Origin of the sequence: Rhodoblastus sp. (assembly GCF_041915505.1) — a bacterium.
Classification (GTDB): domain Bacteria; phylum Pseudomonadota; class Alphaproteobacteria; order Rhizobiales; family Beijerinckiaceae; genus Rhodoblastus.
Window position 1 is genome coordinate 1 of record NZ_JAYSBG010000058.1, and the last position, 14,343, is coordinate 14,343.

The 14,343-nt window shown below is 64.5% G+C and carries 15 protein-coding genes; 6 read left to right on the top strand and 9 right to left on the bottom strand.

The genetic code is table 11. The features are described 5' to 3' along the window. Positions 1–248, top strand: a 248-nt coding sequence (locus tag ACE3S9_RS05950) for a DUF6460 domain-containing protein (RefSeq protein WP_374545522.1), incomplete at its 5' end; no start/stop codon positions are given. Positions 249–434: 186 nt separating this feature from the next. Continuing rightward, positions 435–1,472 (top strand): glycosyltransferase family 4 protein, encoded by a 1,038-nt coding sequence (locus ACE3S9_RS05955; RefSeq protein ID WP_374545523.1) that lies wholly within the window; start codon positions 435–437, stop codon positions 1,470–1,472. Between the two features lie 6 nt (positions 1,473–1,478). On the opposite strand, the gene ACE3S9_RS05960 is transcribed toward ACE3S9_RS05955, so the two are convergent. Continuing rightward, entirely contained in the window at positions 1,479–2,081 is a 603-nt protein-coding gene (locus tag ACE3S9_RS05960) for a DUF938 domain-containing protein (protein ID WP_374545524.1), read from the bottom strand. Positions 2,082–2,101: 20 nt separating this feature from the next. On the opposite strand from ACE3S9_RS05960, the gene ACE3S9_RS05965 reads away from it, so the two are divergent. Both ACE3S9_RS05965 and ACE3S9_RS05970 read left to right on the top strand, forming a co-directional pair. Further along, complete coding sequence (locus ACE3S9_RS05965) at positions 2,102–2,368, top strand: hypothetical protein (RefSeq protein ID WP_374545525.1); 267 nt, start codon at positions 2,102–2,104, stop codon at positions 2,366–2,368. A gap of 181 nt (positions 2,369–2,549) precedes the next feature. Further along, on the top strand, positions 2,550–3,032 hold the full coding sequence (locus ACE3S9_RS05970; protein WP_374545526.1) for a hypothetical protein: 483 nt from the start codon (positions 2,550–2,552) through the stop codon (positions 3,030–3,032). 154 nt (positions 3,033–3,186) lie between these two features. On the opposite strand, the gene ACE3S9_RS05975 is transcribed toward ACE3S9_RS05970, so the two are convergent. From ACE3S9_RS05975 to ACE3S9_RS05985, 3 genes are all read right to left on the bottom strand, one after another. Then, positions 3,187–3,789, bottom strand: a complete 603-nt coding sequence (locus tag ACE3S9_RS05975) for a DUF938 domain-containing protein (RefSeq protein WP_374545527.1) — start codon at positions 3,787–3,789, stop codon at positions 3,187–3,189. A 61-nt stretch (positions 3,790–3,850) separates the two neighbouring features. Then, complete coding sequence (locus ACE3S9_RS05980; RefSeq protein WP_374545528.1) at positions 3,851–4,924, bottom strand: quinone-dependent dihydroorotate dehydrogenase; 1,074 nt, start codon at positions 4,922–4,924, stop codon at positions 3,851–3,853. Further along, positions 4,921–5,265 (bottom strand): DUF952 domain-containing protein, encoded by a 345-nt coding sequence (locus tag ACE3S9_RS05985; protein WP_374545529.1) that lies wholly within the window; start codon positions 5,263–5,265, stop codon positions 4,921–4,923. Before ACE3S9_RS05985 ends, ACE3S9_RS05980 begins: the two co-directional genes overlap by 4 nt. Before the next feature lie 128 nt (positions 5,266–5,393). Here ACE3S9_RS05985 and ACE3S9_RS05990 point away from each other — a divergent pair, with 128 nt between their 5' ends. Beyond that, positions 5,394–7,073, top strand: a complete 1,680-nt coding sequence (locus ACE3S9_RS05990; protein WP_374545530.1) for a lysine--tRNA ligase — start codon at positions 5,394–5,396, stop codon at positions 7,071–7,073. Here ACE3S9_RS05990 and ACE3S9_RS05995 read toward each other — a convergent pair. After that, positions 6,998–8,920, bottom strand: coding sequence for a glycosyltransferase family 2 protein (locus ACE3S9_RS05995; RefSeq protein WP_374545531.1), 1,923 nt, complete (start codon positions 8,918–8,920; stop codon positions 6,998–7,000). The two genes, ACE3S9_RS05990 and ACE3S9_RS05995, sit on opposite strands and share 76 nt — an antisense overlap. A 169-nt stretch (positions 8,921–9,089) precedes the next feature. Here ACE3S9_RS05995 and ACE3S9_RS06000 point away from each other — a divergent pair, with 169 nt between their 5' ends. Beyond that, positions 9,090–9,836 carry a transporter substrate-binding domain-containing protein gene (locus tag ACE3S9_RS06000; RefSeq protein WP_374545532.1) on the top strand — a complete coding sequence of 249 codons (747 nt, stop codon included), beginning with the start codon at positions 9,090–9,092 and terminating at the stop codon, positions 9,834–9,836. On the opposite strand, the gene ACE3S9_RS06005 is transcribed toward ACE3S9_RS06000, so the two are convergent. From ACE3S9_RS06005 to ACE3S9_RS06020, 4 genes are all read right to left on the bottom strand, one after another. Beyond that, a complete protein-coding gene (locus ACE3S9_RS06005; RefSeq protein WP_374545533.1) occupies positions 9,830–10,453 on the bottom strand; it encodes an SCO family protein in 624 nt (207 codons plus the stop codon). The two genes, ACE3S9_RS06000 and ACE3S9_RS06005, sit on opposite strands and share 7 nt — an antisense overlap. A 6-nt stretch (positions 10,454–10,459) precedes the next feature. Then, a complete protein-coding gene (locus tag ACE3S9_RS06010) occupies positions 10,460–10,597 on the bottom strand; it encodes a hypothetical protein (protein WP_374545534.1) in 138 nt (45 codons plus the stop codon). Positions 10,598–10,652: 55 nt separating this feature from the next. After that, positions 10,653–13,715, bottom strand: a complete 3,063-nt coding sequence (locus ACE3S9_RS06015; protein ID WP_374545535.1) for an efflux RND transporter permease subunit — start codon at positions 13,713–13,715, stop codon at positions 10,653–10,655. Then, a partial coding sequence (locus ACE3S9_RS06020) for an efflux RND transporter periplasmic adaptor subunit (protein WP_374545536.1) occupies positions 13,712–14,343 on the bottom strand: 632 nt, incomplete at its 5' end. The genes ACE3S9_RS06015 and ACE3S9_RS06020, both read right to left, overlap by 4 nt.

Sequence of the window (14,343 nt, forward strand, 5' to 3'; positions counted from 1 at the left end):
TCGGCGGCAAGCCGTCATCGGTGGCGGTGCGGCTGGCGTTCCTGTCGCTGATCGTCGGCTTCTTCCTGGTCTGGCTCGACATCAAGCCGATGGACGTGCTGCTCGGGCTGCGCGGAATCGTCCAGCACTTCTGGGCCATGGGCTTCGATGCGATTCGCGGCGTCGCGGAATATGTCGTGGCCGGCGCGGCCATCGTGATTCCGATCTGGCTGGTCCTGCGCCTGCTCGACATGCGCGGCAGAAACTAAGCCTTTCCGGCCGCTTTCACGCAGCGGGCCCCTGCCTTATTATTTCGGTCATACTGGGCTGTTACGGCATGAGCATGAGCCATGGCGAAACCGCGTTTGACCGGCCTTGCCAGACCGCCCGCCGGTCGGTCCTGGGGCATCGGCGCGCGCGCCGTTCGGGATTTCCCGCATGACAATTGACCGCGCATGAAAATCTGCATCGTCACCGACGCCTGGCGTCCGCAGGTCAATGGCGTGGCGATCACGCTGTCCAATCTGATCTCGGCGGGGGAAAAGCTCGGCCATGAATTCGTGGTGATCGGGCCCGACCAGTTTCACACCATAGCCGCGCCGTCCTATCCCGAGATCCGGCTGGCTTTGGCCACCGCCAAGGCGGTCGGCGAGTTGATTCGGGCCCATCGGCCGGACCATGTCCATATCGCCACCGAAGGGCCGCTCGGCGTCGCCGCCTCCTATTGGTGCCCACGCAACGGCGAATTGTTCACCACCTCCTATCACACCCGGTTCCCGGAATATGTCGAGGCGCGCTGGCCGATTCCCGCCGCCTGGTCCTATGCCGCGCTGAAAAAATTCCATTCCGGCAGCGCCGGGCTGATGGTCGCCACCCAGACGCTCGCCGACGACCTCGCCGCGCGCGGCTTCCAGCCGCCGATGCTGTGGCCGCGCGGCGTCGATCAGACCCTGTTCCGCCCGATCGAGCCGGTTCCGGCCGAATTGGCGGGCCTGCCGCGTCCTTTCTTCCTTTATTGCGGGCGCGTCGCGCCCGAAAAGAACATCGAGGCCTTTCTGGCTCTCGACCTGCCGGGCACGAAAATCGTGGTCGGCGACGGCCCCTCGCGCGGCCCGCTGCAGGAGCGTTTTCCCGCCGCCCGTTTTGTCGGCGTCAAGGCGCGTCCCGACCTCGCAGCTTATTATTCGGCCGCGGATGTCTTCGTCTTTCCGAGCCGCACCGACACTTTCGGCAATGTGATGATCGAGGCTTTGGCCTGCGGCGCGCCCGTCGCCGCTTTTCCCGTGCCGGGTCCGATCGACGTCATCACCGATCCGCGCATCGGCGTGCTGAGCGAGGACCTGCGTTCGGCCTGCCTCGCCGCGCTGACCCTGTCGCGCGCCGATTGCCGCGCCCACGCGGCGCGCTACACCTGGGCCGAAAGCGCGCGTATTTTCATCGACAATGTGTTTCGCGCCCGCGCTGCTGCGCTGGCGCGGCGCGCCACCGCCTGAAAGCGCCTAAAGCCTGCGGAAGATCAGGCTCAGGCGATTTTCCGGCATTTCGATGATGTCCGGGCCGTAAAAATCATTGTCCTGCGCCACGGCGCACAAAGCCGCCAGATCGCGCAGGCCCCATTCCGGATTTTGCGCCCGCAATTGCGCGTCGAAGGCGAGCAGGCTCGCCGGCGTCTCGACGCCCTCGCGCAGGAACGGGCCATAGAGATAAAGCGCCGATCCGGCCTGGAGCAGGTCGTAAGCCTGATAGAACAGGCCCTCGGTCGCCGCCCAGGGCGCGGCATGGGCCATGTCGATGCACAGGATGACGTCGGCGCGGCAGACGGGCCGGGGCGGGCGCGTGGCGTCGAGCCGCACGGCGGGATTGACGGTCCAGGCGCGCTTGCGGGCGACCCAGGCGTCGATGCTCGCGCGCGCATTGGCGTCGATGTCGGAGGGCTGAAAGGTCAGCAGCGGAAAAGCGCCGGCAAAATGAACGACATGCTCGCCCGAGCCGCTGGCGATTTCGAGAACCAGGCCCCGACGCGGCAGGAAGCCGCGCAGAACCTTGACAATGGCGTCGCGGTTGCGGGCGACGGCAGGCGCATGAAGGCGGGCGTCGATCATGTCGGCGCGAAGCGAAAAGCGTGCCGGATGTTGCTATAGCGTTTTCAAACGAAGTGGATGCCGGTTCGCATAAAGAACCGTGGGTCCGCGAAGCGAATACGCGTCAAAAACAAAAGGCTCTGCCCGTGTTGAGTGTGGGCGTTCTCGATAGCTTTCGATTTTTGTTCCGTTTGCAGCCGGGCGGCGCGAATGTCGCCGGGTTGAGTATCGGACGCATCGACGCCTATCATCGAGACATCGAAAATCTGATCAACCGCCGATGTAATGGTGTCTCGACCGGAGCCTAATGAACTGCTTCGCGTGGGCGAGACGGACGAAGCAGCACCAGCCGTTCGGTTCGGCCCTCATGAAAGAGATGATGGCGCCTGCCCATGGCGTTCATCGCGAGAGGAAAAGCGGAAGGATAAACTGGCGACGCGAAATCGAAATTTAGTGAGGCGTCACTGTAATTTCCCGAGGAGGTATTTAATGAGAAACATTGATGTTTCGAAGATAGTTCCTCTCGATTCAATGCATGGAGAGGATGCAGAAGAAACTGAGCAGCTAAACGCGCTGTTCCAAGAAGCTAAGGCGTACTTAGAATCGTTTAATTGGTGCTACAAGGTGGTCGCTGCATATTTTGGACTTGGTTTTGCAAATCTTATTGGAATATTTCTTTTTGAGATTATCCCGACGTCAAAGTCGGTAGATTCGTTGGTATGGGTGGTCGTAGGCGATATTCCTCCTGCCTACCTAGTGGTAGACAACGCTCCTAATCCAGCATGCGCCTTGGACGCCTATATCGGAGAAATGTCAAAATGGGTTAATGCTGTCGAGGCGGGGCTTCCAGTGGATAATCTGATCCCTGTAAACGTTGCGACGACGAAAGAAAATGCAAGCAGGCTGCATAAAAGGCTTCAATTCTTGGATAGGGAAATCGTGGCCTTATACAAGGACGATCTCATCGAATAAATACGAAAGCCAAAGGCATTCGGGTATTTGAGTGGAATTTTATTGTTAAACAATTTCAGTTACGAGTGGTCAGAGCGATGGCCCACACTCAACGCGGACAGAGCGAAACAAAAACCTAGACCGTTTCAGCGTTTCCTTGAAACGCTGAAACGGTCTAGATCCGACGGAAGATCAGGCTGAGATTATTGGCCGGCATTTCGATCACCTTCGGCGCCGAAAATTCGTTCTCGCGCGCGACCGCCGTCACGGCGTCGAGATCGCGCAGGCCCCATTCGGCATTCTGCCCGCGCAGCCAGCCGTCGAAGGCGAGATTGCTCTCCGCCGTCTCGACGCCCGCGCGCAGAAAGGCGCCATAGACATAGAGCGGCGCGCCGGGCTGCAGAAGCTCATAAGCCTGATGGAACAGGCCCTCGGTCGCCGCCCAGGGCGAGATGTGGATCATGTTGATGCACAGGATGGCGTCGGCCCAGGACAAGGGCCACGGCGGGCGGGCGGCGTCGAGCGCGACGGCGGGCTTGATATTCGGCAGGCCGCTGGCGGCGGTCCAGGCGTCGATGCTGGCGCGGGCGGCCGGATCGGGATCGGAAGGCTGGAAGGTCAGGCCGGGAAAGGCGCCGGCGAAATGCGCGACATGCTCGCCCGAGCCGCTGGCGATTTCGAGAACCACGCCTTTGGCCGGCAGGAATCCGCGCAAGATTTCGACAATGGGCTCGCGGTTGCGGGCGACGGCGGGAGCATGGAGGCGAGAATCGGTCATGGGCCTTTGTGCGCAAGAGTCTTGGGACAGTGACGGAAGCAATGAGGGCGCCACGAAAGCCTTAAAGCCAGTCCTGCGCCGCGCTGCCGACCGCCGGGCCGATCTGCCGCAATTTTCGCGCGCGAAGATGGTCGATCAGGCCCGCCTTGATGCGCTCGATCAGGCCGAGCCCTTCGAACACCAGAGCCGAATAAAGCTGCACCAGCGTCGCGCCGGCCTCGATCTTGGCCCAGGCGGCTTCAGGCGAATCCACGCCGCCGACGCCGATCAGCGGAAACTGCCGATCCACGCGGACAAAGGTCTGCGCCAGCATGCGGGTAGACAGCGCAAACAACGGCGCCCCTGACAGGCCGCCGGTTTCCCGGCGCGAGAGATCGCGCAGCGAGTCGGGCCGCGAAATGGTGGTGTTGGAGACGATCATGCCGTCGACTCCGCGCGTGCGGGCGACGCGGACGATGTCGTCGAGATCGCCGAGCGCGACATCCGGCGCGATCTTCAGCAGCACCGGCCGGCGCGGCTCGGTCGCGGCCAAGGCGTCGCGGGCGTCGAGCACGCGGGCGAGCAGATCGTCGAGCGCCGCCGCCTGTTGCAGGTCGCGCAGGCCGGGCGTGTTGGGCGAGGAGACATTGACCGTGAAATAGGAGGCGACGTCGGCGAAGGCCTCGATCCCGGCGACATAATCGGCAGCGCGGTCGGTCGAATCCTTGTTGGCGCCGATATTGACGCCGACGACGCCGCCATGGCGGGCGCGCGCCAGCAGCCGCTCGCGCGCCGCCTCGTGCCCGCCATTGTTGAAGCCGAACCGATTGACCACGCCGCGATCGTCCCGCAGCCGGAACAGGCGCGGCTTCGGATTGCCGGGCTGCGGGCGCGGCGTCAGCGTGCCGACTTCGGTGAAGCCGAAGCCCAGCCGCAGCAGGGCGTCGGGGACGCGGGCGTCCTTGTCGAAGCCCGCCGCCATGCCGATCGGATTGGGAAAATCGAGCCCAAACACATTCTGGCCGAGCAGGTCGTGATCGGCGCAGGCGCCCGGCAGCGGCAGCTTTTCCAGCGCCAGCACGGTCAATTGATGGGCGCGTTCGGCGTCGAGCGATTGCAGCAGAGGCAAAGCGAGGGAATCGAAAAAACCCGTCATCCGAGCAGTCCGGAAAAATCATGGGCGCCGTTGGCGCGGCGTTTCAGGGGCGAGGCGAAGGCCGCGAGCGCGGTCGGTAGGGGCGCATAGAGATGCGGGAACAAAGCGCCGCCGCGCGAGACCTCGTAGATCAGCTTGTCGCCGAGCTTTTCTTCCTCCACCGCGACCAGCAGCAGGTCGTCGCGGCCGGCGAAATGTTTGGCCGCCGTCTCCTCGACCTGCGCCGCGGTGGAGAAATGAATGAAGCCGTCCTTGAGGTCGATTTCGGCGCCTTCGAAGGCGCCGCGCGCGAGCGCCGCGCGCCAGGCGTCATCGGACAGGATCTTGTAAATCAGGGCCAAAGGCGTCTCCTGCGGGAACGGCCGATTTACAGCATCTTTTTTGCCCTTTCGCCAGCGCCGCGCAGCGGCTAAAAGCGGACCTCCCCAGGAAACAAAGAACGGCGGCTTTTCCGCCGAGGATTAAAGGAATGAACGAAGTCGCGTCCCAACTCGCCGCATTCGCCCGCCAATCGAACGCCTGGCCGTTCGAGGAGGCGAAAAAGCTCGTGGCCAGAGTGGAGCGCACCGGGCAGAAACAGGTTCTGTTCGAGACCGGCTACGGCCCCTCGGGCCTGCCTCATATCGGCACGTTCGGCGAGGTCGCGCGCACGACCATGGTGCGCCATGCTTTTGAGACCCTGACCGAAGGCAGGATCGCCACGCGCCTGTTGGCTTTTTCCGACGATCTCGACGGGCTGCGGAAGGTGCCGGACAATATTCCCAACAAGGAACTGGTCGGCGCCCATCTCGGCAAGCCGCTGACCCAGGTGCCGGACCCGTTCGGCGATTATCCGAGCTTCGGCGAGCATAATAACGCGCGGCTGCGCGCCTTTCTCGACGCCTTCGGCTTCGACTATGAATTCGCCTCCGCGACGAAATATTACCAATCGGGCCGGTTCGACGCGACTCTGCTGAAAATGCTGGCGCGTTACGAGGCGGTCCAGGCGATCATGCTGCCCTCGCTGCGCGCCGAACGCGCCGCCTCCTATGCGCCCTTCCTGCCGATCCACCCGCGCACGGGGATCGTCATGCAGGTTCCGCTCGACGAGATCGATTCCACGCGCGGGCTGGTGGCCTGGCGCGATCCCGACACCGGCGAGCGTTTCGAGACGCCGGTCACCGGGGGCCATTGCAAGCTGCAATGGAAGCCCGACTGGGCCATGCGCTGGTGCGCGCTCGGCGTCGATTATGAAATGGCCGGCAAGGACCTGATCGATTCCGTCAAGCTGTCGGGCGAGATCGCGCGTGCGCTGGATTGCGCGCCGCCGGAAGGCTTCAATTACGAGCTGTTTCTTGATGAGAACGGCCAGAAGATTTCCAAGTCGAAGGGCAATGGCCTGACCATCGACGAATGGCTGCGCTACGCCAGCCCGGAATCGCTCGCCTTCTTCATGTATTGGAAGCCGCGCGAAGCCAAAAAACTCTATTTCGACGTGATCCCCAAGGCCGTCGACGAATATCTCGCTTTTCTCGACGCTTATCCGCGTCAGGACTGGAAGCTGCGGCTCGGCAACCCGGCCTGGCATATCCATAAAGGCGAGCCGCCGGCGCCGGAATTCATCGGCCATGAGGGCGACGCCAAAGGCACCGCCATTTCCTTCGGCATGCTGCTGAATCTGGCGGCGGTGGCGAATAGCGAGGATCCGGCGGTGTTGTGGGGCTTCCTGCGCCGTTATGCGCCTTCGGCCAGCCCGGAAAAATATCCGCGTCTCGATCGGATGATCGGCTATGCCGTGGTCTATTTCCGCGATTTCGTACGGCCGAAAAAGGTTTATCGCGCGGCCGACGAGGTGGAGCGCGCGGCTTTGGAGGCGCTGTCCGAGGCTTTGGCCGGCCTGCCGGACAATCCGAGCGCCGAGGACGTGCAGACTCTACTTTATGACGTGGCGCGCCCGATTCCGCGCTACCAGAATTTCGCCGCCAAGGGTGCGACGCCGGAAAAGCCGGGCGTGTCGAACGACTGGTTCGCCATGCTCTATCAGGTGCTGCTCGGCGAGGCGCGCGGCCCGCGCTTCGGCTCGTTCATCGCGCTTTATGGCGTCGACAACGCCCGCGCCTTGATCGCGGACGCCTTGGCCGGCAAATTCCTGGCCTCCGCTCCGGCCTGATCGGCCTCGGCTTCGTGTGGAACATGGTCGGTCTTGTTCCACACGAAGGGTTTCAGCGTCCATTCCCACAAAGCCAGCCAGGCGGCGACGCTGAGCAGGATGAAATAGGCGGGCGCCAGCAGCAGCAGCGGCGAGGGTTTCAGCCCGCGCCGCCTCATGCCGAGGGCGGCGGGCAGGATGAAGGCCAAAGTCCCGAACAAGGCGATGCCGAGGCTCACGCTCGACAGCGCGAGGCGGGCGGGGGACGGCGGCGACAACAGGTCGCCCCAGATCATGTCGATGGCCAGCCGCACGCCATAGAGCGGGCCGAACAGCGGCCCGGCGATCAGGCTCGACATCAGGCATAAAGCGGAAAGCGCCGGAACGGCGCCGGCGTTGCGGAACTGGCGTCGCGGCGTGCGCAGAAAGACCGCGAGCGTTTGCATCCACCCTTTGGTCCAGCGCGTCCGTTGCCCCATCCAGTTGCCGAGTTCGAGCGGCGCATCCTCGCGCGTCGCCGCGTCGATCATGCCGACATTATAGCCGAAACGGGCGAGGCGCAGGCCGAGATCGGCGTCCTCGGTGACGTTCCAGGCGTCCCAGCCGATGATCCGGCGCAGGATGTCGATGCGGAAATGGTTTGAGGTTCCGCCGAGCGGCAAGGGCAGGCGCAGCGCCGCGAGGCCGGGATTGATGACGTCGAACAAAGCCGCGTAGCCGATGGCGAAGAAATAGGCCAGCCAGCCCTTGTCGCCATTGTCGATCGCGAGCCGCGCCTGCAGGCAGGCGACGCGCGGCCCGGCGACCGCGAAGGCCTCCGCCGCGCGGCGCAATTGTCCGCTGTCCGGCCGGTCCTCGGCGTCGAAAATGGCGAGCAGCCGCCCGCGCGCCAGCGGCAGCGCCGCATTGAGGGCGCGCGGCTTGGTGCGCGGCCAGCCGGGCGGCGCCACGATGATTTCCACAAAAGGCGGCGGCGCGGCGGCGCGCAAGGCGGCGGCGGTTTCGCGGTCGTCATGCTCCAGCACGATTTTCACGTCGAGCTTGGCCGCCGGATAATCCAGCGCGCGTAAGGCGTCGAGAAATTGCGCCGCGACGGCGGCCTCGCGATGCATCGGCGCGATGATCGTATAGGTCGGAAGGTCGCGGTCGCTCAGCTTTGGCGGGGAGGGCCGTCGTGGCTCCGCGCTGGCCCGAAGGGCGCAGAGCCGGATATAGACGCCGCCCAGAAAGACCAGCGAGAGAGCCAGCGAGGCGGCCGTCGAGAGCGCGGGCGACAGCGCGGCAAGCCCCGCCAGAACCGTGACGCTGAGCAGGACGCTGACGATGTTGCTCCAGCACAATTGCGGCGCGTTGGCGCTGAGCCGGGAATCGGCGCGGGAGAGCGCGTAGCTGGCGTCGTCGGACAGCGCGCGGCGGCCCTTGGCGCGCGCCAGCGCGGAAAACACTTTTGGCGCGCAGATCGCGATGCGACGCCCGTCGCCGGCTCCGAGCGCGAGCAGGGCGCGGATCTGGGGGCCGCGCGGCGCCATCAGCCAGTCGAAGCCTTCCTGCGCGGCATCGGCGCGGGCGACGCTGGCGCGCAGGGCGGCGCGATAATCGAAGCCGGGCGCCAGCGCCGCGGCGCGCTCCACATAGGGGCAGTTCAGGCGCCGGGCGAGCGCGGCATAATAAAAGGTCTCTTCGATCAGACCCTCGGCGATGAGGATTTCATCGGCGCCGACGCCTTGCGCCTCGGCCAGCCGCGCCGCATGGGCCAGTTTTTCCGTCTCGATCCCGGCCGCGGCGAGAAAGGCGATTTCGGGCGGCCAATCCGCCCTGCCGGCAGGTTCAAAACGCCCGCCGCTGGGATATAAGGACTCGAGAACCATGAGCCGATCGGAACGGAACTTGACCACGCGCGGGCCCGTATTCTTTATCCGCCATTTCACGGCCACGGCCAAGCTATTTTGCCTAAGCCTTTGCTTTTTTGGGGCCCTTCAATCCACGACTTCCCTCGCCCAGCCCGAGCGGCAGGGCGGGGCGGGGGCGCCGCCGGCTTTGTTCGATCCGCAGAACCGCTCCGCCGCGTTCGGTCCCGAGGCGCCGAAACAGATCCGCTTCCTCACTGCCGATGATTATCCGCCGTTCGAGTTCCTGGGCGCCGATGGCGCGCTGGCGGGCTTCAATGTCGATCTTGCCCGCGCCCTTTGCGCGGAGTTGAAGGCCGGCTGCACCATCCAGCCGCGCCGCTGGGACAATCTGCTCGACGCGCTGGACGCCAAGGAGGGCGACGCCATCGTCGCCTCGTTGCGAGAGACGCCGGCGACGCGGGCGCGGGTCCGTTTCACGGCGCCTTATTACCTCACGCCGGCGCGCTTCGTGTCGCTTACGGGCGCGAAGGATTTCGACGTCCGGCCGGAGGGCTTGCGGCAGGCAACCATCGGCGTCGAGGCGGGCAGCGCGCATGAGGCTTTTCTGCAGCGTTTTTTCGGGCGTTCGACCGTGCAGTCCTTCCCCGACCGCGCGGCCATGATGACGGCTCTGCGTGAGAAAAAGATCGATCTCGCCTTCGGCGACGCCGTCAGTCTAGCGCTGTGGCTGAACGATCCCCGCTCCGGCGGCTGCTGCGCCTTCCGGGGCGGGCCCTATCTGGAGCCGGCTTTTTTCGGCGAGGGCGTCGGCATTGCGGTGCGGCCCGACGACGATGTGCTGCGGCGCGCGCTCAACCGGGCCTTGCAGCGGCTGGACGAGCGCGGCGTGCTGGCGGAGCTTTACCTGAAATATTTCCCGATCGGCTTTTATTGAGCCGCGAGAACGGCTTTCAATTCGGCGGCGGCCTGTTCCGGCGGCCGCTCGACATTGAAGGGGCGCAGGAACTTGCCGTCGCGGTCCATCAGATAGATCAGCGCGCTATGGTCCATGGCGTAATCGCCGGTTTTGGCGGGCGCCTTGCGCGCATAGACGCGATAGGCCCGCTCCATGCGGTCGATGGCGTCGCGGTCGCCGGACAGGCCGATCACGCGCGGGTCGAAACTGCTGGCGTAATCGCGCATGAGCTGCGGCGTGTCGCGCTCGGGATCGACCGTGACGAATAAAGCCTTGATTTTGGCCTCTGGGCCGAGCGCGCGCAAAATTTCCGAAATCTGGAACAGAGTGGTCGGGCAGACGTCGGGGCAATGGGTATAGCCGAAGAACACCAGGAAGGGCGCGCCGCGCAGGTCCTGGTCGGAGACTTTTTGGTTGTCGCCGGTCTCCAGAACGAAGGGGCCGCCGATCGCGACGGGCGCGGGGGCGTTCGGGCTTTCGCGGTTGAGCAGGGTGATCCCCGCCGCCGCCAGCGCCAGGAAGGCCGCGCAGCCGATGAGCAGCCACAGCGGCGCGCGTGAATTGGTGGGTGCGGGTTTGTTGTCGGATGCGGTCATGGAATCTTAAAAGCAGGTCCAGGCGGCGTTGAGGGCGTTGACGAAGACAAGCGGGCCATAGAGCGCCCAGAGCGCCAACGCCGCGCCGGCCAAGGCGACGGCGAGCCCGCCGCCGAGCCACAGCCAGATGTTCTCCCGCGCCATCATCGCCTCGAAACTCGCGCGCCCGACGAGGGGGCAGTCTTCTAGATGGACCTCGTCAGGCGGGATGTCCAGCGTCCTCCGGCTTGCGGATGCGGAACCAGGCGAGATAGAGCGCCGGCAAGAACAGCAGCGTCAGAGCGGTGCCGATGACGATGCCGCCCATCATCGCATAAGCCATCGGCCCCCAGAAGATCTCGCGCGAGATCGGGATCAGCGCGAGCGTCGCGGCGGCGGCGGTCAGCATGATCGGCCGCATCCGGTGCTGCGTCGCCTCGCGCACGGCGTCCCAGGGCGTGACGCCTTCGTTCCGCAAGGTTTCGATCTGCACGATCAGGATGACCGAGTTGCGGATGAGAATGCCGATCAGAGCCAGGATGCCGAGCGTGGCGACGAAGCCCATCGGCGAATGACTCGAAAGCAGCGCCACGACCACGCCGATGATGGCGAGCGGGGCCACCGCGAACACCAGGAACAGACGACTGAAGTTTTGCAACTGGATCATCAGGATGGTCGCCATGACGAACAGCATCAGCGGCATGACGGCGTTGATCGGGCCTTGCGCCTTGGCGCTTTCCTCGACGGCGCCGCCGACTTCGACCTTATATTCCGGCGGCAGGGTCGCGGAGAATTTCTTCACCGCCGGTTCGAGTTCCGTCACCGCCGTCGCAGGTTGGACGCTGTCGACGACGGCGACCTTGATGGTGATCGTCGGCAGGCGCGAGCGGCGCCAGATCGTCGGCTGCTCCAGCCCATAAGTGAAATTGGCCACCGCCGCGAGCGGCACGGATTGTCCGGCGCCTGCGGGCAATTGCAGGTTTTCGAGCGTCTCGACAGTGGCGCGCTCGTCGCCGCGCGCGCGGGCGATCACATCGACCAGATAGATGTCGTCGCGCACCTGGGTCACCATCGCGCCATTGACGACGCTGTTGATGGTCGAGGCGATGTCCTGCGAGGAGACGCCGAGTGTGCGCGCCTTGTCCTGCAGCACATTGACCTTGACCATGCGCGCCGGCTCCATCCAGTCGAAGGTCACGTCGCCGAGATGGCGGTTGGCCGCGACAATATTGCCGAGCGCCTGCGCATAGTCGCGCACCTTGCCGATATCCGGGCCGCTGACGCGATATTGCACCGGCCGGCCGACCGGCGGCCCGATGTCGAGCAGATGCACGAAGGCGTCGGTGCCGGGAAAGGTCTTGCGCAGCCATTCGTGATATTTCTGGCGCAGGCGGTCGCGCGCCACGATGCTCTTGGTCAGGATGACCGTTTGCCCGAAGGCGATATTGGCGGGCTGGACGTCGAAGGACAGCACGAAACGCTTGGCGCCTTCGCCGATATAGCTCGACCACAGTTCGACATCCGGCTCCTTGGCGAGCATTTCACGCTCGAACTGCGCGATCTGGTCGCTGGTGTCCTGGATCGAGGCGTTCTGCGGCAGGTTCCAGTCGATGATGAGTTCCGGGCGGTCCGAACTCGGAAAGAACTGCTGCTGCACGAAGCCCATCCCGACAATGGCGAGGACGAAGGTCGCCAGCGTCGCGCCGATCGTGATCCAGCGATGGTTCATGCAGAAATCGAGCGCGCCGTCGAAGGCGCGGCCGAACCGGCCCTTGCCGGTTTCATGATGGCCCTTCATCGTCGCCGGCAGGATGGTGACGCCGAGCAGCGGCGTGAACAGCACCGCGACGATCCAGGAGACGACCAGCGACACCGCAATGACCACGAAGAGCGTGAAGGTGAATTCGCCCGCCGCGCTATTGTTGAGGCCGACCGGAATGAAGCCGGCGACCGTGACCAAAGTGCCGGTCAGCATCGGAAAGGCCGTGCTGGTATAGACGTAAGTCGCCGCCTTGCGCAGATTGTCTCCAGCTTCCAGCCGGGCCACCATCATCTCCACCGCGATCATGGCGTCGTCGACCAGCAGGCCGAGCGCGATGATCAGCGCGCCGAGCGAGATGCGCTGGAGTGAAATGTCGGTCGTGCGCATCACCAGGAATGTGATGGCGAGCACCAGCGGAATGGCGATGGCGACAACGAGGCCCGCACGCCAGCCCAGACTGATGAAACTGATGCCGAGCACGATGATGATGGCTTCGAACAGGCCGCGGGTGAAGCCCGACACCGCCTCGTCCACCACCGCCGGCTGATCCGATACGCGGAACACGTCGACGCCGACCGGCAGCTCGGCCTTGATCCGCTCGATTTTCTTTTCCAGAGCCGCGCCGAATTCCAGCAGATTGGCGCCCTGTTTCATGCCGATGGCGAGGCCGATTGCCGGCTCGCCCTTGAAGCGGAACAATTTGGTCGGCGGATCGACATAGCCGCGCTTTACGGTCGCGATATCAGTCAGCGGAAAGAAGCGGTCGTTGACGCGCAGATTGATCGCGCTCAGGCTGTCCTCCGACGAGAACTGCCCGCTGACGCGCACGGCGATCCGCTCGGGACCGGCCTGGACGAAACCGGAGGGCGTCACCGCATTCTGCGCGGCGAGCGTGTTCATGACCGACTGGATGTCGAGCCCGAGCGCAGCGATCTTGCGGGTCGAGAATTCGAGATAGATCGCCTCGTCCTGTTCGCCAACGAGGTCGACGCGGCCGACATTGGGCACCGTCAGAATCTGCGAGCGCGCGAATTCCACCTGGTCGCGGAGCTGACGCAAGGTCAGCCCGTCGGCGGTGAAGGCGTAGATATTGCCGTAGACGTCGCCGAACCGGTCGTTGAAGAACGGGCCCTGCACACCGGTGGGGAACTGGCTCTTGATGTCCGCGATCATGTTGCGGACGCGCACCCAGGTCGGCTCGACGTCTCTGGCGCGCGTGGTCGGCAGCAGATTGACGAAAACGATGGTCTCGCCGGCGGTGGTGATCGAACGCGTGAAGTCGAGCGATTCCAGTTCTTCGAGCTTGCGCTCGATCCGCTCGGTAACTTGCAGCGTCACTTCATCGGCGGTTGCGCCCGGCCAGGTGGCCTGGATCACCATGGTCTTGATGGTGAAGTTCGGATCTTCCTCGCGGCCCAGCTTGCCGTAAGAGAAAAAGCCCGCCAGCAAGAAGACGAGCATGAAATACCAGACCAGCGAACGGCGATCGAGCGCCCAGTCGGATAGATTGAAACGGCTCACGGGGCCTCGCTCCCATAGATCTTCACAATGTCGCCCTCATGGAGGCGATGCACGCCAGCGGTGACGATGCGCTCGCCGGGCGCGAGGCCGGCGCGCACGATCCAGCGCCCTTCGCCGCGATCCGGCGCGATTTCGACATTGCGCAGCGACACTTTTCCGGTTTGGGGATCGACGACGAACACCTGCGCCTTGTCGCCGTCGCGCAGCAAAGCGGAATCGGGAATGCGGATCGCGGCGCTGGATCCGGCGGCGAGACGGGCGAAAATGGTCGCCCCGATCCGGAAGGAGTCTGGCGGATTGTCGAGCGCGATCTTCACGCGGCGGGTGCGGGTGACAGGGTCCGATTCCGGCGCGATTTCGCGGATGGCGCCGCTTGCGGAGACATCGGGATTGATCTGCAGCGAGACGTTGAAACGCTGCCCGATCCACAACGCGTCGACAATGCTGTCGGTCGCGTCGACCACAGCGTCGCGCTTGGTCGGCTCCGCCAGCGCCACCACAGCCTGGCCCGGCGAAACGGTCTGGCCGATTTCGGCGTAAGTCGCGGTGACCACACCGGAATAATCTGCCTTCAGCACGGCGTAGGAGAGCTGTTCCTTCGCTTTGGCCAGATTGGCGTCGGCCTGCT